At 43.3% G+C, this 24,460-nt stretch carries 26 protein-coding genes and 2 riboswitches; of the genes, 5 read left to right on the forward strand and 21 right to left on the reverse strand.

All coding sequences use genetic code 11. The features are described from left to right. Positions 1–50: 50 nt before the first annotated feature. The 12 genes from LCL89_RS10075 to LCL89_RS10130 form a co-directional block, all read right to left on the reverse strand. Complete coding sequence (locus LCL89_RS10075; RefSeq protein ID WP_224809991.1) at positions 51–497, reverse strand: hypothetical protein; 447 nt, start codon at positions 495–497, stop codon at positions 51–53. Between the two features lie 33 nt (positions 498–530). Next, positions 531–1,007 (reverse strand): GNAT family N-acetyltransferase, encoded by a 477-nt coding sequence (locus LCL89_RS10080; RefSeq protein ID WP_224809992.1) that lies wholly within the window; start codon positions 1,005–1,007, stop codon positions 531–533. Positions 1,008–1,066: 59 nt separating this feature from the next. Then, positions 1,067–1,375, reverse strand: a complete 309-nt coding sequence (locus tag LCL89_RS10085) for a hypothetical protein (protein WP_224809993.1) — start codon at positions 1,373–1,375, stop codon at positions 1,067–1,069. A gap of 36 nt (positions 1,376–1,411) precedes the next feature. Continuing rightward, positions 1,412–1,576, reverse strand: coding sequence for a hypothetical protein (locus LCL89_RS10090; RefSeq protein ID WP_224809994.1), 165 nt, complete (start codon positions 1,574–1,576; stop codon positions 1,412–1,414). 121 nt (positions 1,577–1,697) lie between these two features. Continuing rightward, positions 1,698–1,868 carry a hypothetical protein gene (locus tag LCL89_RS10095; RefSeq protein WP_224809995.1) on the reverse strand — a complete coding sequence of 57 codons (171 nt, stop codon included), beginning with the start codon at positions 1,866–1,868 and terminating at the stop codon, positions 1,698–1,700. A gap of 644 nt (positions 1,869–2,512) precedes the next feature. Continuing rightward, positions 2,513–2,857, reverse strand: a complete 345-nt coding sequence (locus tag LCL89_RS10100; protein WP_224809996.1) for a hypothetical protein — start codon at positions 2,855–2,857, stop codon at positions 2,513–2,515. Between the two features lie 170 nt (positions 2,858–3,027). Next, the gene (locus LCL89_RS10105) at positions 3,028–3,399 is read right to left on the reverse strand and encodes a VOC family protein (RefSeq protein WP_197318100.1); all 372 of its coding nucleotides are present in this window, start codon (positions 3,397–3,399) and stop codon (positions 3,028–3,030) included. A gap of 143 nt (positions 3,400–3,542) precedes the next feature. Beyond that, on the reverse strand, positions 3,543–4,877 hold the full coding sequence (locus LCL89_RS10110) for an NCS2 family permease (RefSeq protein WP_224809997.1): 1,335 nt from the start codon (positions 4,875–4,877) through the stop codon (positions 3,543–3,545). A 215-nt stretch (positions 4,878–5,092) separates the two neighbouring features. Beyond that, positions 5,093–5,195, reverse strand: a riboswitch (purine riboswitch). An 82-nt stretch (positions 5,196–5,277) separates the two neighbouring features. Next, positions 5,278–6,816 carry a glutamine-hydrolyzing GMP synthase gene (gene guaA / locus LCL89_RS10115; RefSeq protein ID WP_224809998.1) on the reverse strand — a complete coding sequence of 513 codons (1,539 nt, stop codon included), beginning with the start codon at positions 6,814–6,816 and terminating at the stop codon, positions 5,278–5,280. 339 nt (positions 6,817–7,155) lie between these two features. Beyond that, positions 7,156–7,256: riboswitch (purine riboswitch) on the reverse strand. Between the two features lie 31 nt (positions 7,257–7,287). Beyond that, positions 7,288–9,495 carry a DUF4129 domain-containing transglutaminase family protein gene (locus LCL89_RS10120; RefSeq protein ID WP_224809999.1) on the reverse strand — a complete coding sequence of 736 codons (2,208 nt, stop codon included), beginning with the start codon at positions 9,493–9,495 and terminating at the stop codon, positions 7,288–7,290. Next, the gene (locus tag LCL89_RS10125) at positions 9,495–10,760 is read right to left on the reverse strand and encodes a DUF58 domain-containing protein (protein ID WP_224810000.1); all 1,266 of its coding nucleotides are present in this window, start codon (positions 10,758–10,760) and stop codon (positions 9,495–9,497) included. The genes LCL89_RS10120 and LCL89_RS10125 overlap by 1 nt, the downstream gene beginning before the upstream one ends. After that, complete coding sequence (locus tag LCL89_RS10130; protein ID WP_242057594.1) at positions 10,757–11,722, reverse strand: AAA family ATPase; 966 nt, start codon at positions 11,720–11,722, stop codon at positions 10,757–10,759. Before LCL89_RS10130 ends, LCL89_RS10125 begins: the two co-directional genes overlap by 4 nt. Before the next feature lie 551 nt (positions 11,723–12,273). Here LCL89_RS10130 and LCL89_RS10135 point away from each other — a divergent pair. Next, on the forward strand, positions 12,274–12,423 hold the full coding sequence (locus LCL89_RS10135; protein WP_224810001.1) for an aspartyl-phosphate phosphatase Spo0E family protein: 150 nt from the start codon (positions 12,274–12,276) through the stop codon (positions 12,421–12,423). 31 nt (positions 12,424–12,454) lie between these two features. On the opposite strand, the gene LCL89_RS10140 is transcribed toward LCL89_RS10135, so the two are convergent. From LCL89_RS10140 to LCL89_RS10150, 3 genes are all read right to left on the reverse strand, one after another. Beyond that, positions 12,455–13,444 carry a ring-cleaving dioxygenase gene (locus tag LCL89_RS10140; RefSeq protein ID WP_224810002.1) on the reverse strand — a complete coding sequence of 330 codons (990 nt, stop codon included), beginning with the start codon at positions 13,442–13,444 and terminating at the stop codon, positions 12,455–12,457. A gap of 575 nt (positions 13,445–14,019) precedes the next feature. Next, positions 14,020–14,634, reverse strand: a complete 615-nt coding sequence (locus LCL89_RS10145; protein ID WP_224810003.1) for a PH domain-containing protein — start codon at positions 14,632–14,634, stop codon at positions 14,020–14,022. 79 nt (positions 14,635–14,713) lie between these two features. Then, entirely contained in the window at positions 14,714–15,163 is a 450-nt protein-coding gene (locus tag LCL89_RS10150) for a VOC family protein (protein ID WP_318245618.1), read from the reverse strand. Positions 15,164–15,377: 214 nt separating this feature from the next. On the opposite strand from LCL89_RS10150, the gene LCL89_RS10155 reads away from it, so the two are divergent. Then, positions 15,378–16,130, forward strand: coding sequence for a CsxC family protein (locus tag LCL89_RS10155; protein WP_224810004.1), 753 nt, complete (start codon positions 15,378–15,380; stop codon positions 16,128–16,130). 39 nt (positions 16,131–16,169) lie between these two features. On the opposite strand, the gene LCL89_RS10160 is transcribed toward LCL89_RS10155, so the two are convergent. From LCL89_RS10160 to LCL89_RS10170, 3 genes are all read right to left on the reverse strand, one after another. Next, entirely contained in the window at positions 16,170–17,777 is a 1,608-nt protein-coding gene (locus tag LCL89_RS10160) for a hypothetical protein (RefSeq protein ID WP_224810005.1), read from the reverse strand. A gap of 71 nt (positions 17,778–17,848) precedes the next feature. Further along, positions 17,849–18,610, reverse strand: coding sequence for a CsxC family protein (locus LCL89_RS10165; RefSeq protein WP_224810006.1), 762 nt, complete (start codon positions 18,608–18,610; stop codon positions 17,849–17,851). Positions 18,611–18,891: 281 nt separating this feature from the next. Further along, positions 18,892–19,713: a CsxC family protein gene (locus LCL89_RS10170; RefSeq protein WP_449768876.1), complete on the reverse strand. Its 822-nt coding sequence runs from the start codon at positions 19,711–19,713 to the stop codon at positions 18,892–18,894. Positions 19,714–19,845: 132 nt separating this feature from the next. Here LCL89_RS10170 and LCL89_RS10175 point away from each other — a divergent pair, with 132 nt between their 5' ends. Both LCL89_RS10175 and LCL89_RS10180 read left to right on the forward strand, forming a co-directional pair. After that, on the forward strand, positions 19,846–21,036 hold the full coding sequence (locus LCL89_RS10175; RefSeq protein ID WP_224810008.1) for a ParM/StbA family protein: 1,191 nt from the start codon (positions 19,846–19,848) through the stop codon (positions 21,034–21,036). Between the two features lie 12 nt (positions 21,037–21,048). After that, positions 21,049–21,417 carry a hypothetical protein gene (locus tag LCL89_RS10180; RefSeq protein WP_224810009.1) on the forward strand — a complete coding sequence of 123 codons (369 nt, stop codon included), beginning with the start codon at positions 21,049–21,051 and terminating at the stop codon, positions 21,415–21,417. Between the two features lie 74 nt (positions 21,418–21,491). Here the strand turns inward: LCL89_RS10180 and LCL89_RS10185 are convergent, their stop codons facing one another. Continuing rightward, positions 21,492–22,052: a CotY/CotZ family spore coat protein gene (locus LCL89_RS10185; RefSeq protein ID WP_224810010.1), complete on the reverse strand. Its 561-nt coding sequence runs from the start codon at positions 22,050–22,052 to the stop codon at positions 21,492–21,494. 170 nt (positions 22,053–22,222) lie between these two features. After that, positions 22,223–22,639, reverse strand: coding sequence for a hypothetical protein (locus LCL89_RS10190; RefSeq protein WP_224810011.1), 417 nt, complete (start codon positions 22,637–22,639; stop codon positions 22,223–22,225). A gap of 433 nt (positions 22,640–23,072) precedes the next feature. Between LCL89_RS10190 and LCL89_RS10195 the strand changes: the two genes are divergently transcribed. After that, positions 23,073–23,615 carry a hypothetical protein gene (locus LCL89_RS10195; protein WP_224810012.1) on the forward strand — a complete coding sequence of 181 codons (543 nt, stop codon included), beginning with the start codon at positions 23,073–23,075 and terminating at the stop codon, positions 23,613–23,615. 103 nt (positions 23,616–23,718) lie between these two features. On the opposite strand, the gene LCL89_RS10200 is transcribed toward LCL89_RS10195, so the two are convergent. Continuing rightward, positions 23,719–24,447: a TspO/MBR family protein gene (locus tag LCL89_RS10200; RefSeq protein WP_224810013.1), complete on the reverse strand. Its 729-nt coding sequence runs from the start codon at positions 24,445–24,447 to the stop codon at positions 23,719–23,721. Positions 24,448–24,460 lie beyond the last annotated feature (13 nt).

A 24,460-nucleotide genomic window follows, 5' to 3' on the forward strand; every position in this document is an offset into this window, starting at 1 on the left:
TGCGCAATATCTCATAGGAATCACATAGAGGGAGTGAAGTTTATAGGTGTTTATGCCTTTTTCAAGCTTCGAATCCTAAATAAGATCAATATGCCTATCAATGCTCCGATTCCTAAGAAGACATATACCTCTTCATTGGAGTCAGTATGATAGGGCATACCTCCATATGTATATTCTTTAAGTCTTACTGCTTTTACCAGCGTCCCGTCGCGATCTTTTACTGCAATGGCTTTGTCTGAAGATACTCCACTAATCTTATAGTAAGAGGTTCCTTCCTGCAGTGTATTAGAGTAATTACCACGTTCCTGCGCCATATCATTGTATGCGGTAACTTCACCTATTTCCTCTTCAACCTCTGACACCGGCTCTTCAGTAATCTCGTACACATAACCATCCCAGACGACAAAGTGATATGCCCAGCTCGTCGCACCGCTCGATATCGGATGAACCATCAGAGCGAATAAGAATAGGAAACAAACGGCCATAAATCTTTTCATTCCATCACCCCCACATCTATTTCACTCATTCCGCTACATATCTAAGTACATTCTGGAATGAAGGTTTTGGAAACCTTTCTTTTTGTAAAAATCCAATGCGCCTGAATTGAATGTGTACACCTGCAGTTCAATTCTATAAATCTTTCTTTCACGACTCCACATGACGACGCGATCGAGAAGCATTTTCCCTGTTCCCATGCCTTGGTCACCTTTCCTGACCACCAAGCTGTTCAGCTCGACCCATTTCCTTTTCTTAAGGACCGGAAAAGAACTCGATTCCATTACGGCACATTCCGCAAAACCGATGATGCGATCTGCAGTTTCAGCCACAACTAAATATTTATCATCTTCTTCGATTTGCTTTTGGATGTACTCGAAAGGTCTTACCTCACCCTCAGGCTCGATGAATAACTCTGGATATTCCATTCTGTGCATGTCATCCAGTTCTTTATATAACCCCAGCATATTTTGGTAGTCTGCTAATCTTGCTTCTCTGAGCGTAATATCCATTGGATCAGACTCCTTATTTAGTAATGTATTATGAGATTTATTGAAAACACAGCTTGGACTTATGCTGCGGTATACTTCAAAGTGACTGCGTTCAATAGAATAGTTACAATCAGAAGCACTGCTGAAGCGGCAGAAACAGCATACATCGTGTCCATAAGAGCTGCCCAGTCCTGAACTACTACCTTATGATATGTATAAAAAAGTTGAAAACAAAGTGAAATGCCACAGGCACTGAAACTGAGAATAGACACAGCCATCCAATGCCTGCTGCCTCGTTTCTTATCTTTCATAAGACTGACTACAGGGACGCCCCATGCAATTATCCCTAACACAAGGCTTCCAATATTCAACCAGCCGAAATCAATCATAACTAATCTCCTTCGTTGTATGTTGCTGCTATGAAGTTAGTTGAACGTACTACCTTCCTTCACACTCTTTAATAACTTTATGATTTCTTCATTTTGTGCCACTTGCTGTTCAGAGTTGTTTTTTATGATTTGAATCCATCGAATTACAAGTGCCACCAGAATGACAAGTAACAAATTAATTGCTGCGCCGATCATGAACATCAGTCCACCCCCTCTATGCCTTATATGTATACTTTTCACTTATAAGAAGGTTTACTTTTATTCATTTCACTTCTCACAAGTCTATAACCTGCCTCATTAGATCGGACAAATTTATCACATACTACAAGCTTGTTAAAAATGAACGGACAAATAATATGAATAAACTAATGACTAAAATGACATTAGAAATACGACTTACCATTTTGTTTTCATACATTTTATTCAAAAGATAAAAAAATCCAACCACCCAGACACCATGCTGGAAAAACGTGACGATGATGTTCCAAAGCATAAGTAGAAATAGAAATCCATGTCCCTTCTCCTCACTATTTAGTAGATTAGATGATAACCCTACACATTAATTTACTAATGAAACAAAAACATCCACAAAAAAAGGTGCCACCAAAAAGAACACAAACACGCCCAGAACAATTAGTAAAGGTGTGCTCATTGATTTTGACTCATTTAATTTATCCAGCTTACCATTCATACTCTTCAATTCCCTCAGGATTTCCCTTCCAAGCTCGTCCGACATTTCACCCCTCCTTCAACCATTAAACACCCTATCATTAAGAACCCGGGTTTCATTTAAACATGTAAACTAGTTTTAGTATTATGTAATACAAGACGGAACACACTGTAGTGAGAATTATGGCGAAAAGCTGATCATCCCCTTTGAAGAATTCCGTCAAAATCAATATCCCTCCAAGAAGTCCTCCTGCGCTAATGTACATACAAAGTTCTAATAAAAACGAAAGCCTGTTCGTTGCTCTCTCCTTAAGGAACCATTCAATGAGAATCGCTGTCGGGATACCTATACAAAGGTATAGAGGAAAAAAGATGATGAAAATCATGCTCGAGCTATCGAATCCGCTTCTACTTAACAAATTAATGACTATAGCTAAGGAAATGGTTGAGAATAAGGCAGCCACCAACTTATAAAACACGCTCAGATCTTCCTCTCTTTACACGAAGATATAAGGAGCGCATTAATTGAAAGCTATAAAATGCACCAAGTACTACTCCTAGATAAAACAAAAAATTTAGGCTGAGCATACCAGCATCAACCCTTTCCACTCGTTGCGGCTCCAAGCCGAAATAGGCTGGTAGAGGTGGTTCACGTAAGGAAGATTTCTGATGGACATACGTAAAAGGATACCCTAACGCCAGCCCGCCCAGTTCACTTGTATCCTGCCTCGTTTCAATAAGTTCTCTGTCAAAAGCTGCAGAGAAGAATGTACACATTAATGCAAGAACGATTGCTGCGATTGCTTTTTTCATGAGGCCTCCCTTAGATTTCGATTTTTGAACATATGAATACAAGTATTCAAACATTCAAATACCAATTATTTCAAAACACACATGCAATCTCAATCTTTTTCAAGAAAAAAGACTAACCTCTATTTGAGATTAGCCGCTCCTTAGCAGTGTTTATCACAATACACCCACCATTATCTGTGTTGATCAATAAGAATAGGGTTTCCATCAGGATCTTCAATGGTGAAGCTTCCCGGACCTTCACTATTGTCATCTGCTTTAGTCAGGATACTGATGCCTTTTTCTTCAAGTTGTTTTTGAAGTTCCCGAACATCTGTAAAAGACTCAAGATTCTCCGCATTTTGATCCCACCCAGGATTGAAAGTCAGGATGTTTTTCTCGAACATACCTTGAAAAAGTCCAATCACACTGTTTCCATTCTTCATTATGAGCCAGTTTTGAGCAGGATCGCCTCCTAGAGGTTCAAACCCTAATTTCTCATAAAATTCTTTGGATTTGTTTATGTCTTCCACATTTAAACTTACAGAAAAAGCACCAAGTTCCATACGCTCTCCTCCTTAAAATATACTTCACCTTAATTACTTGTTCGCTTCTTATTAACAAGATTCCTCTCTATCTATTTCGAACTAATAAAAATAAAAAGACGACGCTGCACCAGCAACGCCGCCCTATCTATCTTATAAACTTCTTAAGCCAGGAAAACGAAATACAGAATGAAGATAAAGAACAAACCATACATAATCGGGTGGATTTCCTTGATGCGCCCTTTCAATAACATCGTGATCGGGTAGAAGATGAAGCCGATCGCAATCCCTGTTGCGATGCTGTACGTGAGTGGCATCGCAGCGATCGTCAGGAACGCCGGCACACCGATTTCAAACTGATCCCAGTCGATGTTTTTTAATGTCGAAGCCATCAAGACACCGACGATGATCAATGCTGGTGCCGTCACTTCTGCTGTGATGACCGCAAGTAGCGGTGAGAAAAACAGTGCGAGCAGGAAGAATCCTGCCGTTACAATGGAAGAGAAACCGGTACGTCCACCCGCTCCTACACCAGCTGTCGATTCAATATAAGAAGTCGTCGTGGAAGTTCCGACTACTGCACCTACAACTGTCGCTGCAGAGTCTGAGAACAAGGCACGACCTGCACGTGGCAGTTTGTTGTTTTTCATGAATCCTGCCTGTGTAGACACGGCTACGAGCGTTCCTGCTGTATCAAAGAAATCGACGAATAAGAAAGTCAAAATGACCACGAGCATTTCAATAGTGAAAATATCCCCGAAGTGCGTCAATGCCGCCCCGAACGTGGGAGCTACACTTGGTGCTGGTGAAACGACGTCACCGAAACCTGTCGGTGGTGCAATCAGTCCTGTGATCATACCAGCGATGGAAGTCAAAATCATTCCGTAGAAAATACCGCCTTTGATTCCGACAGCCATCAGCATCACGGATACGATCAACCCGAAGATGGCAAGCAGTGTCGGACCTGCCGTCAGATCGCCGAGCTGGACGAGTGTTGCGTCACTGTTCTGTACGATTCCTGAATTTTGAAAGCCGATGAAAGCGATGAACAAGCCGATTCCAGCTCCTACCGCAAGCTTCAAGTTCGCCGGTATGGCATCGATGATCATTTGGCGCAGGCCGGTCACTGTCAATACGATAAAAATAAGTCCAGATGCCAAAACGCCTGCAAGCGCCGTCTGCCAAGGAATGCCGTACCCTAATACGACCGTGTAAGCGAAGAATGCATTCAATCCCATACCTGGTGCGAGCGCAATCGGGTATCTCGCGAATAACCCCATGATCAAAGTACCCACTGCCGCTGCAATCGCTGTTGCCGTGAAGACGGCTCCTTTATCAATCCTTGTCACACCTTCCGGAAGCTGCTCGATTCCATCAAGCGCTAGTACCGATGGGTTGACGAACAGGATGTAAGCCATCGCCAAAAACGTCGTCAAACCTGCCATAAACTCTGTCCGGTAGTTGGTCCCAAACTTCTTGAACTCAAAAAATTCTTTCATGATTCCATTTCCTCCCCTAAGTTGAAACAGCCTTTGTCTCTTTTTATCTCGTACCCTTCTGTTCTCTATGTGCATCCTGAAGCGGATGACTTTTACAAGATGGGTACATTATTTACAAAACAAACAAAAAAACACCCCTGGAATAAGCTCCAGGAGTGTCTACGAATCTATGCAAAGGAAGAATGAACGGACCGGAGGGATACGAATCCCCCGGTATATAGCTCATTCACCTGCGTAGTCGGACCAATTTACGGTAGTCCGGTAGAAACTCATGGGCCATATTCCCAAAATTATACGAAGGTGTTTCGGATATTGAATTTTCTTTTATACTACATAATTCAACTCGTTTCGTCAACCCTGTTTCCGAACATTAAAGTTGAATTATTCAATAATCGTTCGTTTATTCCCACTCGATGGTTGCAGGCGGCTTACTCGTGACATCGTAAACGACCCGGTTGATGTGATCGACTTCATTGACGATCCGCGTGGAGATTTTCTCTAATACGTCCCATGGGATACGTGCCCAATCCGAAGTCATTCCATCGATGGATGTTACCGCACGGATGCCGATCGTGTAATCATACGTACGCTCATCACCCATGACACCTACGGAACGGATGTCCGGTAGTACCGTGAAGTACTGCCAAATGTCACGGTCGAGTCCCGCCTTTTTGATTTCATCACGCAGAACCGCATCGGATTCACGGACGATCTCAAGCTTCTCTTCCGTGATCGCTCCTAGTACACGGATCGCAAGTCCCGGCCCAGGGAATGGCTGACGCCAGACGATATGTTCCGGCACCCCAAGCTCTGTACCGAGTGCACGCACTTCGTCTTTGAACAACGTATTCAACGGCTCGATCAGCTGGAACTCCATATCTTCCGGAAGACCACCGACATTGTGGTGAGATTTGATTGTCTGCGCTGTTTCTGTACCACTTTCGATGATATCCGTGTAAAGCGTTCCTTGAGCAAGGAAATCGATGTCTTTCAATTTCTCGGCTTCATCATCAAAAACATAGATGAATTCGTTCCCGATGATTTTTCGTTTCTCTTCAGGGTCGGATACCCCGGCAAGTTTATTCATGAAACGCTCCTGTGCATCGACCTTGATGATGTTCATATTGAATCCATCGCCAAGGGTTCGCATTACGTCATCGGCTTCATTTTTACGAAGCAGACCGTGATCGACGAAAATACACGTCAGCTGATCTCCGATCGCTTTATGGATCAAAGCTGCAACGACAGAAGAGTCGACGCCTCCGCTTAATGCGCACAATACTTTACGGTCGCCGACCTGTTCACGGATTTTTTCAACTTCCATTTCGACGACATGTTCCATCGTCCAATCGTCTTTCGCTTCACATACATCGAAGACGAAACTGCGAAGAATATCATTACCGTATTCGGAGTGGCGGACTTCCGGGTGGAACTGCACGCCATACATCTTCTTCTCGGGATGACTCATCGCCGCAACCGGGCAGGACGGGCTCGTCGCATCGATTTGGAAGCCTTCCGGCGGGTCGATGACCTTATCGCTGTGACTCATCCAGACCGTTTGATCTTTCGGTGTCTTGCTGAAAATCAACGGGTCTTCTGCGATTTTGATCTCCGCTTTTCCATATTCACGCTCTTTCGCACGTTCGACTTTTCCATCATAGTGGTGCGTCATCAGCTGCATACCATAGCAGATACCAAGTACCGGGATGCCCAGCTCGAACAATTCTTCATCGCAGCGGAAACTGTTTTCCCCATACACACTGTTCGGCCCTCCGGATAAAATGATTCCGCTCGGGTTCAGTTCTTTGATTTCCTCGATGCTCATCTTATGTGAATGCAGTTCACTGTAAACGCCGAATTCACGGATACGGCGTGTGATCAGCTGGTTGTACTGACTGCCGAAATCGAGCACGAGAATCATGCCTTGTACTTGTTCCATTTATGTCCACTCCTTCATAACTTATTCTAACTATACCTTGTACAATAATAGTGGTGGAGGCGGCTGTGGAAATGGTCCGCTTTCCGCGGGCGGCGATGAGCCTCCTCGTTTCACTGCGGGGTCTCACCTGGACCGTTTTTCCCGCAGGAGTCTCCCCATTTCCACAGCCACCTCTTCTCCTTAACTGTATAGAAAAAAGTAAAGCAATTCCTTCTTTATTATTGACTCACTTTATACCTGGCGTCGATCCTTGGATAATAAAAAAACAAAAAATGGATTCCTGCCTACTTTCCCGTAAAACGAAAAACGAAGGCAGAAATCCAGTCATGTCGATACACGTCTCGTGATTCCCACCTTCATAGTCAGGGCATTTACGGTGCCCCGGTAGAGACTCTCGAGCCGATTCTCGAGGATATACGAAGGAAGAATGCATTTGATTGTCATCCATTCTATCAACCGTATGTGCAGGAATCAAGACAATGCTTTTTTAATTAAATTTTCCCATAATTCAGTAACCTTACCCCATTCTTTGCTTTGATCTTCATTTCGGTACAAGGTCCGCTCATAGGAATTCGTCAAACGCCTCATTTCATTGGTCTGGAAATGAGTGTCGACCATCCGGGCATACTCTCTGAGCGTTTGATCGGGATTCCGCTTGATACCTTTGTGGTTGAGCACCGTCAACAAGTACGTGTAGGCTTTTTCATAAGTCTTTTCATCTTTATTTCTGCGGTACCGCCAAATCAACCAGGCGGTCATCCAACGGTACCGGGTGAAATACAGAACGAGGCCTGCGGCTGCGGCTCCTGCCAACGTCCACCACACCCATGCATAGCTGCGGTCTGAAGCACTTCCGAGCGCAGCATCGGATCCGTTTGATGCACTGTCTTCGACTTGCTGTGGATTACCGATCTCTGAATCCGTTGTGGAATCATCCTCTTCAGTGGCTGCTCCATCTTCGTCTTCATCATTGATATCACTGTAAAAATCAGCATTGTTCGTAAACCCTTGGGTAGGCTCGAATGGAACCCAGCCGATGTCCGGGAAATACACTTCGACCCAGGAATGGGCATTCGAACTTGTCACTTGATAAAGGTTTTGTATATCCCCGTCGCCATTTGCTGTCGTATCGATTTTTTCTCCACCTGTAAATCCTTTTACCCAGCGCGCAGGAATCCCCTGCGAGCGCAGCATGACGACCATTGAAGTGGAGTAATTATCACAATACCCATATTGCGTCTCGAACAAAAACTGATCGACATAATCCTGATTCTTCTTTGGAACCGGGACATTATCGGTCGTGTATTCGAACCCATTGGCAGAAAAATAGGTTTCGACCGCTTTTGCACGATCGTACCGGTTCTCTTTATCTTTCATGATTTGCCCAGCGAGATTCTTCACCCTGTTCGGCAGGCTGTCCGGAAGCTGCAAGTACTTTCCCTGAATTTCCTCAGGATCTTCGGAGTCCGCCGCGCGGAGCTGCTGGTATTCAAAAGAAGGAAAATCATAGCGAACGACATACTCCCCGAGACGCCCAGGCGAATCCCCTTTGACCGTATCGATTTCCCCTGTATTTTCATGGACCCGGAAACGATAGCCAGGTGGAATGATCTCTTCATTCAACGAAGATAAACCATAAGGATAGACAAGCTTATTGAATGAAGCCCCTCGTTCCATACGGATGAACGAAGACTTCTCTTCTGTTTCCACTTGGTCTGTGAAGGTTTTATACTCCACATTGCCTACGTCATTGACCGGCTGTGCAAGGGTATCTTCCCACCCTTTTCCGGTATAGGTGTCTTTCGATTCGATCCTCCAATACCTTCGTCCATCCGCAAGTGCTTTGAAAACAGGGGTGTCGTCCTGGACGAACGATCCGCCCAGCCGGCTGTCGTTTTCACCGTAACCGACTTTTTGAATCGCTCCACCGCCGCCTGGACCAGCTCCTGCTCCTCCCGCTGCACTTTCAATGTAAGGTACAGGATCCGGCCATTGCGGATCCAGTTTGGGTGAGGCGTAACCAGCGATGGTCGAGAACAAAGTGATCAGGACGAGTGGAAGCACCCATATATGCGCTTTTCTGAAATTCGAGACAGAGATGGACTCTTTGTCCATTTCCTTTAAGAAACTTGATAAGCCGAGTGCGAGCATCGCTAACACAAACGTACGTACAATCGCCCACTGACCGTCATACACCGTAAACGTATCAAGGACGGTGACATAGACGATCGTCATGACGACGAATAAAAACATGCGCTTTGCGATGACGAACCAATAATAAAGCAGATAACTCATCAGCCAGAGCAGAATCAAGAACAACAGACTTCTGAACAACGGCGTCATCTGCCACCATTCCCTCGTCTGAATCACCTCGGCGTTGAAAAGGATCTGCTCATAGACGATCGTCATCCATTCCATACTGAAAATCCGCTCTCCGATATACAAGCCATCAATGATGAAGGCCATTCCGATCAGCTTCAAAGGCATGGACAGCCACCATTGAACCTGAAGGAAAGAGATGAAGAAACAAAAGGCACCGTAGATATAAAATACAGATACATCTTCGGTCTCGGTAACGGTTTCCAGCGGTCTCAGCCACTCACAAAACAAAAGAAAACCGATGGCGTAGATGACGAAACGGTAGATGAACGTCATCCTCCCTTGGTTGTGTCCATCCATCATGTATTCACCTCAAATTCTCGCTGCGTCAGCTGTTCTTCTGAAAGGACATTGACAAGTATTCCATGATTCTTAAGCTGTTTGATCAGCTGATGATCCTGAAACGACATCTGCTCTTGCGGCCGGATATAGAAAAATATCAACCTCCGGCATTTCTTCGCCAGTTTCAACAGCGATTGATGGATGTCCGAGTTCAACTGATGACTGACAACCATTGAAATGATCCCTGACGGCAGCTGAGTGCGCTCTCTGTCCAGTTGCTGGGCAAAGGGTGTCCGGCCGATGGGGCGGATTTTAGCCAGCTGCCCTTGAATTCTTTGTTTATGGGAGTAATCTTTTTGAAAAGGAAAATAACTGCGCTGATCCCCCAGAGTCAAGAATCCTAACTGAGACGATGTTTGATGAAGTTCATCAAGCAGCGACGCACTGAACTCCACCGCTCCCTCAAAGCTGAGCGGGCTCATAACCGGATCATATACAGCATTCAAGATGATCAACATGTCGACACTTTTTTCCTGCTCGAACTCTTTGGTCATCATTTCATTTTTACGTGCTGTCGTTTTCCAGTCGACCCAGGCAAACCGGTCCCCAGGCATATACTCACGTACCCCTGTGACGATATTCGTATTTTTTTCATTCAGTTTGAAAGAAGGACTCGATCCCTGTTCAAAACTGTACACACGCTCGTGCAGATGAACAGGACGCTGATAAGGAAAAACGAGCAGGGACGTGTCATGATGATACACATGTTCTTTTTTGACAAAGCCGAAAAAGTCTCCAGTTTTCACCCGCACAGCCTGGAGGATATGTTCTCCGCGTGGAAGCTTATCCACAGAAAATCGATAGCGGATTTTCGTTTTGAACCAAGGAAAAACGACCCGCTTCACTTTCCTTATATACCGTCCGGACTCGGGGTCATTCATATATCGGAATTTTTCCACGTGTGTATCCTGTCTCTGCAGAGAGTCGGGAAAGAATTCTTCTATGACACAATAGTGAATAGGAAACGGATAACGTCGTGTAAGCGTGACCTCGACATCGACCGTTTCTCCTGCTGTGGCTACTCTTTTGGACAACTTACGCTCCACTTTCCAATTGTTCATCGGATACAGGAGTACACCGATCATATAGAGTAAAAAGGGTAAAAAGGCATAAAAAAGAAACCAGCTTACGAAGCCTCCTTGAAACATCGCATAAGAAAATAAAACGCCGAACAACAGACTTACGACGATCAGTTTAGCGATGAAGCTGATGGACTGTCTCATTCACTGATATTCCTCTGGACAGGAATTGACGTCGTAGACAACAGCTCCTGAACAACACTTTCTGGTGTAGTCCCTTCAAACTTGGCTTCTGATGTCAGAATCATCCGGTGACATAATACGAAAGGAGCCATGTATTGGACATCATCAGGGACGACATAATCACGATCATGGATGAATGCATAAGCTTTTGCAGCCTTCATCAATGCGATCGATCCACGAGGGCTGACACCGAGATAGACTCCTTGATGATTTCTCGTGCCAGTCACCAGTTCGACGATGTAATGGTTGATGGTACGGTCGACATAAACATCTTCCACTTCTTTTTGTAAATCGACGAGCTCATCACGGGTCAAAACAGAAGTGATTTCGTGAATCGGATGCTTCCCAGATGTCTTCGAAAGCATCTCCATCTCCTGCTTCGCTGTCGGATACCCCATCTTCATTTTAATCAAAAAACGATCCAGCTGAGCCTCTGGCAGCGGGTATGTCCCTTCATATTCAATCGGGTTCTGCGTCGCCATAACGAAAAACGGATCACTTAAAGAAACTGTATTTCCATCGACAGTCAGACTTGTTTCTTCCATCCCCTCAAGCAGTGCCGACTGCGTTTTGGGAGATGTCCGGTTGATTTCATCTGCAAGGACGATATTCCCTAAAATAGGACCTGGACGGAATTCGAATTCCAGCGTTTTCGGATTATATATAGATACACCTGTGACATCAGAAGGAAGCAGGTCGGGTGTGAACTGAATCCGTTTAAAATCACAATCCAATGATTTTGCCAGAGTCTTCACAAGCATCGTCTTTCCGACCCCCGGGACGTCTTCCAGTAGAACGTGCCCTCTCGCCAGCAAAGCGACAAGACTGAGTAAGGCCGCGTCTTCCTTTCCGATCATCACTTTATTGATATTTTTCATCACTTCAGATATCTTAGGTTGAAATAAAAAAGTATGCTGCGTCAATCGATGTTCTCCTCTCTTTAACACTCCATTTTCAGAATACTCACTCATATCCTAACTATACTACATCCACGCTTATGGGACAAAATATGTAATTCCATGGATAGAAATTGAAACGTTTTTTGAATTAGTGTTCATTATCGTATACTTTTTGTAAAAAATTAGGTATAATCATAAAGAAATAAAACAACGCAGGAGGTGTTCATAGTACGAACGCGTTCCATCCTCTTTCCTTTCACCCTCAAACACTTTTCACCACACAAAAAAGAGCCCTGGTGCACCACCAAGACTCTCCGCCCTCCTAATCCTATACCTATACAAACCTTCGTCTCTTATGTTCTTTATCTATTACGGATGGCTTAGTTCTAAAATATCATAACCATTCTTCTTTTCCCACTATTTTTAGCAAAATATACCTTTTTTTCTTAAAAAATATTTAAAATAACATACTAAATGCATGTATTTTTGTAAATATATGTTTCACAGATGTATTTTTCGGGTATTCGTTAGCTAACCAAAGTACAACGGAGGGGACCAACTTGCTGGAATCTCACATGTTAGAATTACAAATCGAGTCGGTTCGAAGTCAAATGTATGAAGCCTATAAACAGGAAAATGCTTATGAACAAGCCTTGAAACTCTCTCAAAAACTGGACGAGCTCTTGAATGAATTTGAAGGTTTGACGAAGCAGGTGTGTGTATAAATGAAAAAAAGCCCTCTTGAAGGGCTTTTTTTTAGTTTTCATATTCTTTTTCAAACGTTTTCGTACTTCTGACCGTATCAATCGGGCGGACGTAGTCTTCGATTTCTTTCCGCTTCGGCTCAAGCATCGGTGGAAGCGAAAGCATTTCTCCCAGTGTTTCGTAAGGCTCATCCCCCATGAAACCAGGACCATCCGTCGCGAATTCGAATAGTATTTGTGGAGCGACTTTCGCATAGAGAGATTCAAAGTAGTGACGGTTCACATACCCGGAAGTCCGGAATCCGAATTTCGGCAGCCGCTCGATCCACTCTTCCAGTGCATTTCGATCCTCCACCCTGAATGCCGCATGGTGGACAGTTCCAAATCCTTGACGAGCAGGTGGAAGTACGTTGTTGAACTCAACGATGACCTGCGCTCCGTTTCCTCCTTCTCCCACTTCGAACAAATGGAATACTCCCTCTGTGTCGATTTCTTTGAACAAAAGAACTTCTTCCATCATTTTTTTGAAGTACTTGATTTCATCCACGCGTACATGAAGAGGACCAAGGCCTGTAATTGCGTACTCCAGCGGAATCGGTCCTTTCTGCCATGGTGTACCTGCTGGGACTCCCTGGTCGTTTTCATCGGACACCAGTTCGTAAGCCTGGCCGTCAAAATCAAAGAACGGAAGCACCTGCTTACCGAAACGTTCTTGGATACCCCTGTGATCCACGTCCAACCGATCGAACCGCTTCACCCAGTATTCAAGAGCTGCGTCACTTGGTACTCGGAAAGACGTCCGGGAAATTTCATTCGTTCCGTGTGCCCCTTTCGGAATTCCCGGAAAATCAAAAAACGTCATATCGGTACCAGCACTCCCTTTGTCATCGGCGAAAAACAAATGATACGTCTCGATGTCATCCTGGTTGACCGTCTTTTTGACCAGTCTCATCCCCAACACATACGTGAAAAATTCATAGTTTTTTTCAGCACTGCTTGTAATCGCAGTTACGTGGTGAATACCCTTCAGTCCGTTTTTCATGTTCGATCCCTCCGTGAGTTAGTATTTCTATATTGAATGCAATTATTTATCTCGAATTCAAGATAATTGTATAATAAGTATGAAATATTGTCAATTCGAGACTTTTTCAGCCATTTCAAGAGATTATCAAATCTCCTTTTCAGTAAGGCTCTGTTAAAGTCTGTTGTTGATATTTTAAACGATTACTAAATCGTCACCGTCTGGAATTAGGGGTCCGATTTGTTATTAACTCAGAGCATGGGATGGCAGGGAAAACAGTCCGTAGTTAGTGTACCGGACTTTGGTAATGACCTTTCCGACCCTCCTACTTTGAAGAGGCGGCCTTTTAGAATGGCGAGACTCCTGTGGGATAAAGGTACATCGTGAGACCCCGGAAGGCGTAGCCTGAGGAGGCTCACGGCACCCCACGGAAAGGGAGTCATTCTAAAAGGCCGCCTCATACAAATTTCAAGACAGAACGAGGGGATACAAGCTTCAAGGTGAAATAACAACACCAAGCAATAACAGAGCCTTCAGTAAAAAAGAGGCTCCTTTCATAGGAACCTCTCTTTATAAACTATCAAACAAGCGTTTGATTAATTTTGTATATACTTTTCAAATACGTCTTTGAAGTCTTTCTGTGTGTGCTCCTGATGCTTTTCTTCGAACCACTTGTACGCGAACGTTGCAATTTGTTCAAACTCATTTGAAATATCATTGTCATGGAAACGATTATCTTTGATCAGTCCTGTTGCCGTTCCTATACTGTCTTTTGCAAACTCACTATGCAGACGGTTTTCTTCCTGAATGTGAGAAATGGCAAGAAGAGACTTGTATAAATCAGCAATCACTTCTCCCTCGTCCTTGGCGATATCGATGCTGAACACTTTATTCCCCATGGTGAACTTGATTTCCAAATCCAAATCGATTGTGCCTGCAGTTTCAATGGATACATCTTTGATGTGGTTTTGGTAATAATCATAGCGGTAAATATTCCATTTGCTGCTTGACGCCTTTTCTCCGTCCAGGTGAATCAGCGCCCGGTTCGTAAAGCAATACTCATCCGATTTCGACTTGATCAGAAAGTGAATCTTCTCTCCATCCTCCGTCAAAACGAAATCATCGGATTGGGTCTTATCAAAATCTTCTTTACTGATGATCCGGCCGATGTCGCTCAGACCTAACGCGTCACTGGCAATTTTCTTGAACATTGCTTCATTCCCCCTGTCTTAATCGCTCACCTTTTAAGGTTTCTATGCCATAAGGCAGAATCCTCCCAAAAAACCTTTATCAGCTGTTGAATTCAATCAAATTCCCATCAGGGTCACTGATAAATACCTGGTGCCAGCCGGTCTTACTATTAGGTTTATCCAAAATTTCTACTTCATAGGCTTCCATTCTATGTATGAATTTTTCTATATCAGATACTCGAATTGCAAAATGTCCGTCACGTGAATCCAGTGCCGTCGTGCCCCGGAGGGTCTTCCCTTCTTCGTGGACGATCAAATGAATCTGCGTGTTTCCTACTTGATACCAGGCTCCCGGAAAATCAAAGCCCGGCCGCTCATCACTTTCTTCAAATCCTAAGACACTCCCGTAGAAATGCTTCGCTTTTTCAATGTCAGTCACCAACAGAGACACATGATGAATTCCTGCGTACATGAAATCATTCCCTTCATTAAATTGAGTACATTCATAACCAGCCGTTCTCGTTTCTTCTATTATATAGCTTTCATTCACAAGGAACCAACAAATGCTCCTATATTGACTCGTCTAAACCGTTGTATTCATCGTTTTTCGTCCTAGTATCTTCTACAAAACTAACAATAGGCTGTTGAATTCCGCTAGAGTACCGACACCCGTCCATTCCATTGCCACTTGTTGGACATATATTACTATTGAGTCAAAAGGAATCTCTGCGCTTTTGACAAAAAATACACAAGGAGTGAAATAGATGAGAAAAAATACAGGTTGTGGACGTGGACACGACAAATGTCCTCCCCACCCGAAGAATGACGTAGCCAAAAACTCCAGGAGCTTACAGACGGAAGTTTATGTACAGCCTTTCGGCGATGAAGAAAAAACAGTCGTTCTTCAAGATGTCTTTATTCAGTCTTTGACTGAGGCAGACTTCCACTTGCCTACACACGCAACGGATATTAAAACGATCCGTAAAAACGTGCGCTTGACACAATGTAAAGCGATTCCGGTTATTGACAACAATCTAGCTGTCAAACTATTCGTTGAGGGTATCGTGCACAAAAATATCCAGTACGTCGAAGATGGAACAGGTAATGTGAAAGATTACAGCATCGATGTTCCATTCAGAGCATATCACAAAGTTACATTGGCAAAGCCAATAACTGAGAGGTTCTACAGCTCGAAAAACAGCAACACATTCGAATACCGAGAGCTTGCTGATGATGGTATGGGCGCGGATCGCTGCGAATTCGGATCATTGACATTCGAAATCAATAACGAGCCAATCCAATGCAAACTATTGGCATCAGCTGTCAACCAGCTTGATATTGTCAGCGATTTTGATAACTGGGGACGTTTCAGAAAAGTGACAGAAAAGATGGATATCATCCTTCTGGTCAAACTTACCCAGTTACAGCAACGCTCCAGCGGCGGTGCTGATGAGGAAAATGGCGAAGGCTCACAATCAACTGCTGCACAAGAATTCAGAAGAAGATTGGGTATCTAATAAGAAATAAAGACGACTCTGATTAGAGTCGTCTTTATCTTATTCTAAACATCTTATATATTGTTCCTGCAACAGATCGATACATAAACCGGCGCAGCCTTGCAGGTGGACACTGCTGTCTTTCTCCTCCACGCTGCCATTCCAAACTAATTCCGAAGATTTCAAATCGCTTGTTATTGGATGAGAGTATTTTTGGAACTGTTCAAGGTGGAAACCCTCTGACTCTTTGAATATATATTCGTTATGATGGCTTTTCGGGAAATCAGGAAGCGTCTTCCAATTGACGTTTACGACTTTTTCCCAATAGACCGGGAACTTTTTCGTATGAACGGACCCTTTCCCATGTTTACTGACATACTCGATGTCAACTTGAAAGATCCCGCTGATAAAAACCTTGGATGAAGGAGCTGCTGTTTTCGCATGAACGGAAAGGACCTCCCACTCTATCTTTGATAGTTCACACAATCCTTCCATGCTTAACGATTCTATAATGTCGATTTCCACTTGGAGGCGAGCTAAAAGAACGGGAACCTTGATTATAGAAGTTTCTTTTTCTTCACAACATTCCTCATAAGAATCATCTTCATCACAATGTTCATTGGATGGACAGCATGGGTCATCCGAAGATGCTGCCTCATAAGAGGAAGACTCCGATGAGCACATGATTTCCTCAAGGAGCTCTGGGAATTTGTGGGAAGATACGGTATCAGCGTTACAACGATCACTTGATGACTCTTGATATTCCTCGAAGGAGTCAATAGTTTCTTCTACAAATGAAGAAGACTCCTCATAGAATTCTGGAGAGCTGTCAACACTGTGTGACGACTCATCATAGAATGCGGAAGATTCCTCTATAATCGAAGAAGATTCTTCATAATAATCTACTTCTCCACTCTCAGTTGAAGGCTTTTCATATCTTTCTTCAAAAGCATCGGAACTTGGTGACGGATCTCCATACGAGTCAGGAGATGCGGATGGTGATTCTTCCAACATCGAGGAAATCTCCTCATAAATCGTTTCACTGTCATCGACTTCCCCTTCTGTACCAGCTACATATTCTTTCCCTTGTACAGAATAAAAACTTTTAATCCCATCATATTTTATCGATGAAGTACTCTCAAACGAGGAGGCGATGTCAGCTAAGAATCCAAAATCATCCGAACCACCGCCGTAGCCCGCAGTAAAACCAGGGCTTTCTCCATCCTCTTCAATATAAGAGGATGAAGATTCTCTATTTCTACCTAAATTCTCCAACCCACGGTCATAAATACTCCTGTCAGAAGAAGGATCTTCAAACAAAGATAGGATTTCACCGAATAAAGTATCTTTTTTTATATATTGATCATCTTTTCTACCAGCACCGTCAATCATTTCTTCTCTATATTTATGGCTGGAGTCATAGAAATGATTGGTTTGATCCGGTGCTGGCGGGATGACGATAGAACCCCCCCCTTCTCTGGACCTCTCCGGGGTATAGACACGCTTCTTTTCCGCTCGATCAATATTTTCAATATGTTCCTGGTGAATAGAAGAAGGCATTGTAAAGCTTGCAGAATCATTCCTGCCGGCTTTGGCAGATGGGGCGCGGCTGGACGATTGACGGTTGCTCCAACGAGTTTGAATGAATGTGTTTTTATCTTTTTTCATCATCCTTCGAAAGGTGTTTTTCCAAAAAACATCCTTTCTCTCCCCCTTTCCTCATGAATATAAAAATTCAATTAATCGTCATATTCACAATCATTCGTCGTAGAAGCCACACGGATTTGCTGATCCTGCAGCACTTTCAAACGGAGATCAAGCACCATTTTTTCTTCCACTTTTGTAAAGTAACCCTCATGGAAAGGCGCATGCCCCGGGAGCGGTACACGATCGAGCGCTTCATCCCATTCAATAATACTGCTTGAGATCAATTCACAATACGGCAGCTCATTGTAAAACTGACGGCTTTCCTGATGGAATTGGGAAAGGTCGCTTGAAATGAGCTCATCTTTCTCAGGGAATCCGGACGGAAGCGATTTAGACACAGCAAAATCGAATTCTTCTCTGCTGTTATGATGCGGCATAACCGGCATAGATAAAAAGTCTCTGATTTCCGTTACGCATTCAAAAGGAATATCAACAGTATAAGAATGCAGATCTGAAGTGACAGATTTCGGTGTACTCTCCTCGATTTCATGAGCAGGGCTTGCGTATTGAATATTTTTTCTCACAAACCCTTTGATGAAGAGCTTATGAGTAGGAAGCAGCAAACGGCATTGAGTTAAAGCCACTCTTTTCTTGATGTCTTTGATTTCAAGGACAGGTTCAGGGAACTTGATGGTTTCATCCAAATTGATTTGTAAATCCAATTCCGCCAGGACGACAGGCACTTTAGAAATGATTTTCCCGATACTTACTGCCGGCTTCACCGGTGTATTATCACAATGATGAAGGTTCGCTGTACCTTTGCAGTCGAACTTGTGCAAATCTTTTTGAGTCATTTATTTTCCCCCTCAAAAATTATACTTCATCGTATGAGGGATAAACGTCTATGTTACTTAAAATAATTGTCTTCAAGGAGGCATAAGGGCGTTAGCCCTTGGTGTGTGTAGGGTTTTCTTGAAAAGAAATATTTTGAATTAAGGATGTCCCAGCGCCAGGACTTGCTTGATGACTCGTCCTACTTGTAAGAAAACACTCCTTTTTCATATGAAAATCATCTCACCTTTAAAAATGTCCTAAAATAAAACCACCCCATACATCCGAGGTGGTTATGCCTGATTTAAAATACTCCGAAGCTTACTTGCTGACTTTGCAACACTCTGATGTGGAATGACAACATCATCTTCTCCAGCACGTGATGGAAGTAGCCTTCATCTTCAGGACCATCTCCAAGGCTTCGTCTGTCAGTAGCCTCATCCCACTCGATGATTTCACTGGAAACAAGTTCGCAGAATGGAAGATCGTTGTAATGTTGAGAACTCTGCTGGTGGAACTGAGAAAGATCGCTAGATAAATACTTATCTTTTTCAGGGAACCCATTACCTAGATCCTGTGAACGGAAGAAGTCGAACTCTCTTCTTGTGTTTCGGGTCGGTAATAAAACTTCATTCGCCAATTCGACCGTAGCCATACATTCAAAAGGAATGTTTGTAGTCAAAGATTTCATTTCAGAAGAGATGCATTCCCCTTTTTCATTGTGAGTAGGAGAAGCGTATTGAATATTCTTCCTTACGAACCCTTTGATGAACAGAGGGAACGGTCCTGTGGAACGGTCGTTATCGGAATCCGAAGACGGTGTCATAAGACGGCACTGAGTGAGGACGACTCTCTTCTTGATATCTTTGATTTCCAACACAGGGTGTTCAAATTCAATGTTCGCTACTAAATGGCTTGTAATAGTAAAGTTACCCAATACAACTGGAAGTTTTACCGGCACACCAGCTCCGATTGTAGTCGGTGGACTAGTAATTTCTACTCCGCGGCATTGTTCAACATTGGCGGACGTATTCAAATTGACACATTGTTTATTTTCGTTACTCATGAGTTTTTCCTCCTTTGAAATAACCTCCCTGTATGTTATGCGTTCTGAAATGCCGTGCATAGTTATATGTATTAGAACAATAGCGGATTTTTATAATAAACGCCTTTTCTCATTTTTCCATCAAGTTTGAGAAGGACCAGCACACAAATCCGCCCATTTTGCATAGGCTAATTCATCAGGAGGTCGATCAACATGTCAAAGAACAACATTTTTGCTGTGGACGTCGGAAACAGCTGGTATAAAGTCATCGCTTCCGACGAAGGCGAGTTGGTGGAATATCAACTCCCGAATGCCATCGCTTTATTTGATGAAGAATTTTACGAAAAACCATATGACGACGAAGATATAGACTTTGAAGAAAACTTGATCGTCGAAGTGAAAAGTGCGTCTGTCAAAGACCGGCGTGAAATCTATTACATCGGGAAGGCAGCGATGAGACAACGCAATGTCAGCCTCACTGCTTTCAATAACCAAAAAATTGATGAAGAACGGACTTATATCCTTCTACATTCGATCATCGCGTATCATGCAGCTCTCTCCAGCCCGTCGGAAACCGAAATCAATTATTACATCGATCAATTAGCTGTCTCCCTTCCCACAACCCAATATAAAGAGAAGAAATCCGTTTTCAAAGACCGCTTGAAAGGCGTGCACACCGTCATCTTCCATAAAGCACCTGGGATCCAGGATCCTAAAGAAATTGCTGTGAAAATCCACATTGATGATGTCATCATCGGTGCAGAAGGGGCTCTAGCTTACTTGAGCCTTACTCGGGACCCTGATACGTTGAACGTCTATAATGATGATCTGGTCAAAGACTCACGGAAAGGAATCATCATCGGGGATTTAGGCGGGGATTCAGTCGACTTTGTCGGGATCAAGAACAACAAGCCCGTTGCCTCTGTGGAAGGGGAACAATTCGGCATCAATCAATTTTTAGATAATATCATTCAAAAAGTCAGTAAAAATGAACTCTACAAATTCAACTCCAGATCCGAGCTTGAGGAGAAATTGGCAGCTGGTCAATCTGAATGGTATGTAGAGCCATTTGCAGGTGTGAAGAAGGATATAAGCAAATACATCATCCCTCAGCTGAAAGCAATGGCCATCAAGTACCTGGAACACTTCGACCGGGTCAGGAGCAGCTCGAATGAAATTAACGGAGCTGTTCAGTATATCGCTGTTGGAGGTGCTGCCGAAATTGCCATGAGGCAGATCAAAGAAGCGGCGGTCAAATGGAGTGAACGGGGACGCCCGATCGAGTTGTATTTCCCTGAAAACATGGCAAAACTGAACGTCCAAGGGTTATTCATCTTAGCTAAAATGAATCAACTGAAGAAAGAAAAGAACAATGAAACTGAATTTGTGCTGTCAAAAAATTAAAGGGTGAGTATTATGTCAAGAATTTACAGGGATTACTTCAGTCATACTCTACTCACAATTCCTGACACGTTCATCGATGTCAAGACAGGGGATTCCCAGACTGTCGCCCCTAAAGTCATAGAGGAGATCGAATACCATTCCAAGAACAATACACTGCAGCACCTGATCTTCTCTGCTCTTCAGAGTTATCTCTATGAGAAACGGAATACGTCCGTAGCTACGAGTGACGTACTGCTCCAGTTGTTGGAAATAAAAAGAATGTTGAATGGTGGAGGCGGGAATCCTCACGAAGTGAGTAAAAGAACACATGAAAAACCACCTGTGTCTGAAAAGGTGGATTTGAAAGAGATCGAGGACCTTCTCGAAGCATTCGGGGGATAACTTATGTATCAAAGGCAGCCTGGTGGATGCAGGCTGCCTTCTTTGTTGATTCGTAAATAATTCCGACGAGAAGACTAGCACAAATATACGGCAGGAAGACAAGTGACCGCACAAAAACAAGATAGATCGACATTGATGCAGATTCCTGTACCTACTAAATCATCCAAGTATTTGTGATCTACTTGGTCGCAGGCGGAACGTTTCGGGCACTTTCCATCCTTACCTTTTTCATGCTTCAAGTCAGATTTGAACACAAGCAATTCGAGGACAGCACATTTTTTATCCAAGTCTTTCACTTTGAATATGAATGTCTCGACGCATTTGAACTTCGTTTTCTTAGAGTGGCATGTGTAGGTGGTAACTCCAGTCCCTTTATAAGGGTGACATCCGCAATATAACATGACCGGAACCGTGTTTTTCTTTACCTTCTTCTTTTCGCCTAACAAATCTTCAATCGATCTTTTGCAGGACGTGTGGCAGTCATTATGTTTTTCTGCTGCTTCCTGTGCATATAGAATCGCATCCAGAACATCTTCTACACAGTTTTTATAATGTTTCGTTTTGCCACAGTCATTTTTATAATCGTCTTTAGATTCGTAGTCGTAACTCTCACTTAAATATTCGTTGAAACTCATTTGATTTTTTCACTCCTCCGATTAATGGCTCAAAACATTATACGTAATCGTACCTTTTTTGATTGAGAAGAATGCCCAGTTCATAAGATTAATGAGAAGGAAAAAATCGAGACAACTCTTTATTCAACCAAAAAGAAAGGTGACAAGCTCAAGTCCTGTCACCTTTCTTTTTATAAATTGAACAACATGAAAATGGACGCCAAAGGAATCCCGCTTAGGAAAGCGAGAGATATAAAAACAACTCCCTTGACTTGCTGCTTGTAATTCTCCTCAACCGATTGAACCGTTTCCTGTCCCTTCATGAACACCTTGGCTAACACCGTGAGCCATACGATGACCATTAGTCCGATAGATATATACACCGCACCTGTAGAGAGTGTACTGTTTTCCAAACTCGCAAACGCCACTACGATCAATACGATGGGAACGATTTCTACAATGGCTGACGATATGAAAAATTTCGTCTGCTCCTTCTGTATTAAATTTTCGTCCAATTTGCTTTCTGAGAGCCTCGTCATCATTTTACTGGATACGAAAGCAATTCCGATGACAGCAATGACGCTGGCCAATAAAAATAGAAATTCCATAGTTTCCTCCTTACCCAATTCAGTCCATCCCTCATTGTAAGCGGGCAAACTACTCCTATCTATGGTAATTCCAACATCACAAGGATTATATTTCCAAATTAACAACTTTTAAAGTGTCTTCATAGTCATAGTTATGTTCATTTCTCTACTTGCTCCATGGGTCTGCTCTTATGGACTTGATTTCGGAATGTTATTAAAATATTGGGGCGTGGGGGAGGGTTCGCTTTCCTGCGGGCAAACCGGCAAGCTTCCCGCGGAGGAGATCAACTTCTACCCTTTTAAGCCAGAGAAAAATCCTCCTCTCTCAAGTTCAATTCTTAGGAACCAATCATAGTCTTCTGTGTGAAATTCACCTTTATCTGGTAAAAAGACGTTTCTTCCATACATTAAATGGAAATAGTACCATAACCCATTATTTAGGAGGGAATATCAAATGGATATCCGCGAATTGCTTGATGAAAAAAGAGCTGTATTTGAACTGGAAAACGAAATCCAAAGGAACACACAGGAAGTTTTTGACTACATCAAAGACTTGACGAATCAATTATGTGCCGGCCAGCCTGATGCGATTTTGAACCTTGAAGGAAATACAATTTCCGTCGCCGCTTACAACAGCATGTTAGGTGCGACCAAAATAGAAGATGTGTCCATTCTCCGTGATTCTGACTTGATTCCGGAATCCGGGATTGAAGCCTTAGAGGAAACAACGAACTGGAAGAAGGTTGCGCTCCAGGAAGGAAGAAATGAATATATCACAGGTCTGATCGTATTTGAATCGAAGCATGATTCTCTTGGAATCGAGCAGGAAATCGGCCGTCTGTATGTGAACAAAGACAAGAAGATTACGTTCAAAGGACTCGTTGGCGGTAATCGAATTGAAATCATTGAACCGAATGAAATTGATGCCCGCCTGCCTGAAATTCTGCAGTCCTGCCTTGAAGATGCATTCTTTGAAGGTTGCTCATACTGGACTTGAGAACAGTCCCATATTGATACACCATGACGCTTCCATTACAATACCCCCCAATAAGTTTGAGCCCCTGGTCAGGCAGACCAGGGGCTTTTAATTTCAGTGAGTATCATTTACTCCTATTAATTACATAGAAAAGGGTAAATAAAAAAACAACCCCCGCCAGAATATACGAGCTGTACACCACCAGAGGGACATCTACATTCTGATTTTTCACACCGATTCCAATGAATGCCCAGACAAACACAAGTGGATATATCCAGTCCTGCTCATTTTTCAGGAAATATAGTGCCAACCCTGTTCCCGCTGCCAAAAGGATGAAAGTCCATACTGAATCTGACACTCCAAACCCAGTCCATCCTGTATAAGTGAGGTAATAGCTGATGTTTGCGATGGTTGCCACACTGATCCATCCTAAATAAATGGAAAATGGGAGAGTATCAAAAAATGAGGCGTCCACCGTTTTCAACTTTCCATAAAGCCGGATGAGACTTAGGAGTAACAGCACCATAACAATGACTGACAGACCGAAGAGCTCGTAATGCCACATAAAAATCCAGAGAATATTAAGAAGGCTGCTCAATACAAAAAGTCCGTGGGTCGATTGATAAACGGGAAGGTCTCTACGGCTCGATGGTAATTGACGAAGCACCCAAATACCTAAAAGAATGTAGATCAACCCCCAGATACTGAACACATAGCCCGCCGGTGTGAACAAGACATTCAACTGATTCGATATCTCTCCCGTGGTTTTCCCGTTCAAAGGCAGAGCATTCGCCAATCCATTCACAACTACAACGAGAAGCAACGCTGCTGTATTGATTATAAACTTCCTCATTTCACCACCCCCA

Source organism: Halobacillus yeomjeoni (assembly GCF_020171525.1).
Taxonomy (GTDB): Bacteria; Bacillota; Bacilli; order Bacillales; family Halobacillaceae; genus Halobacillus; species Halobacillus yeomjeoni.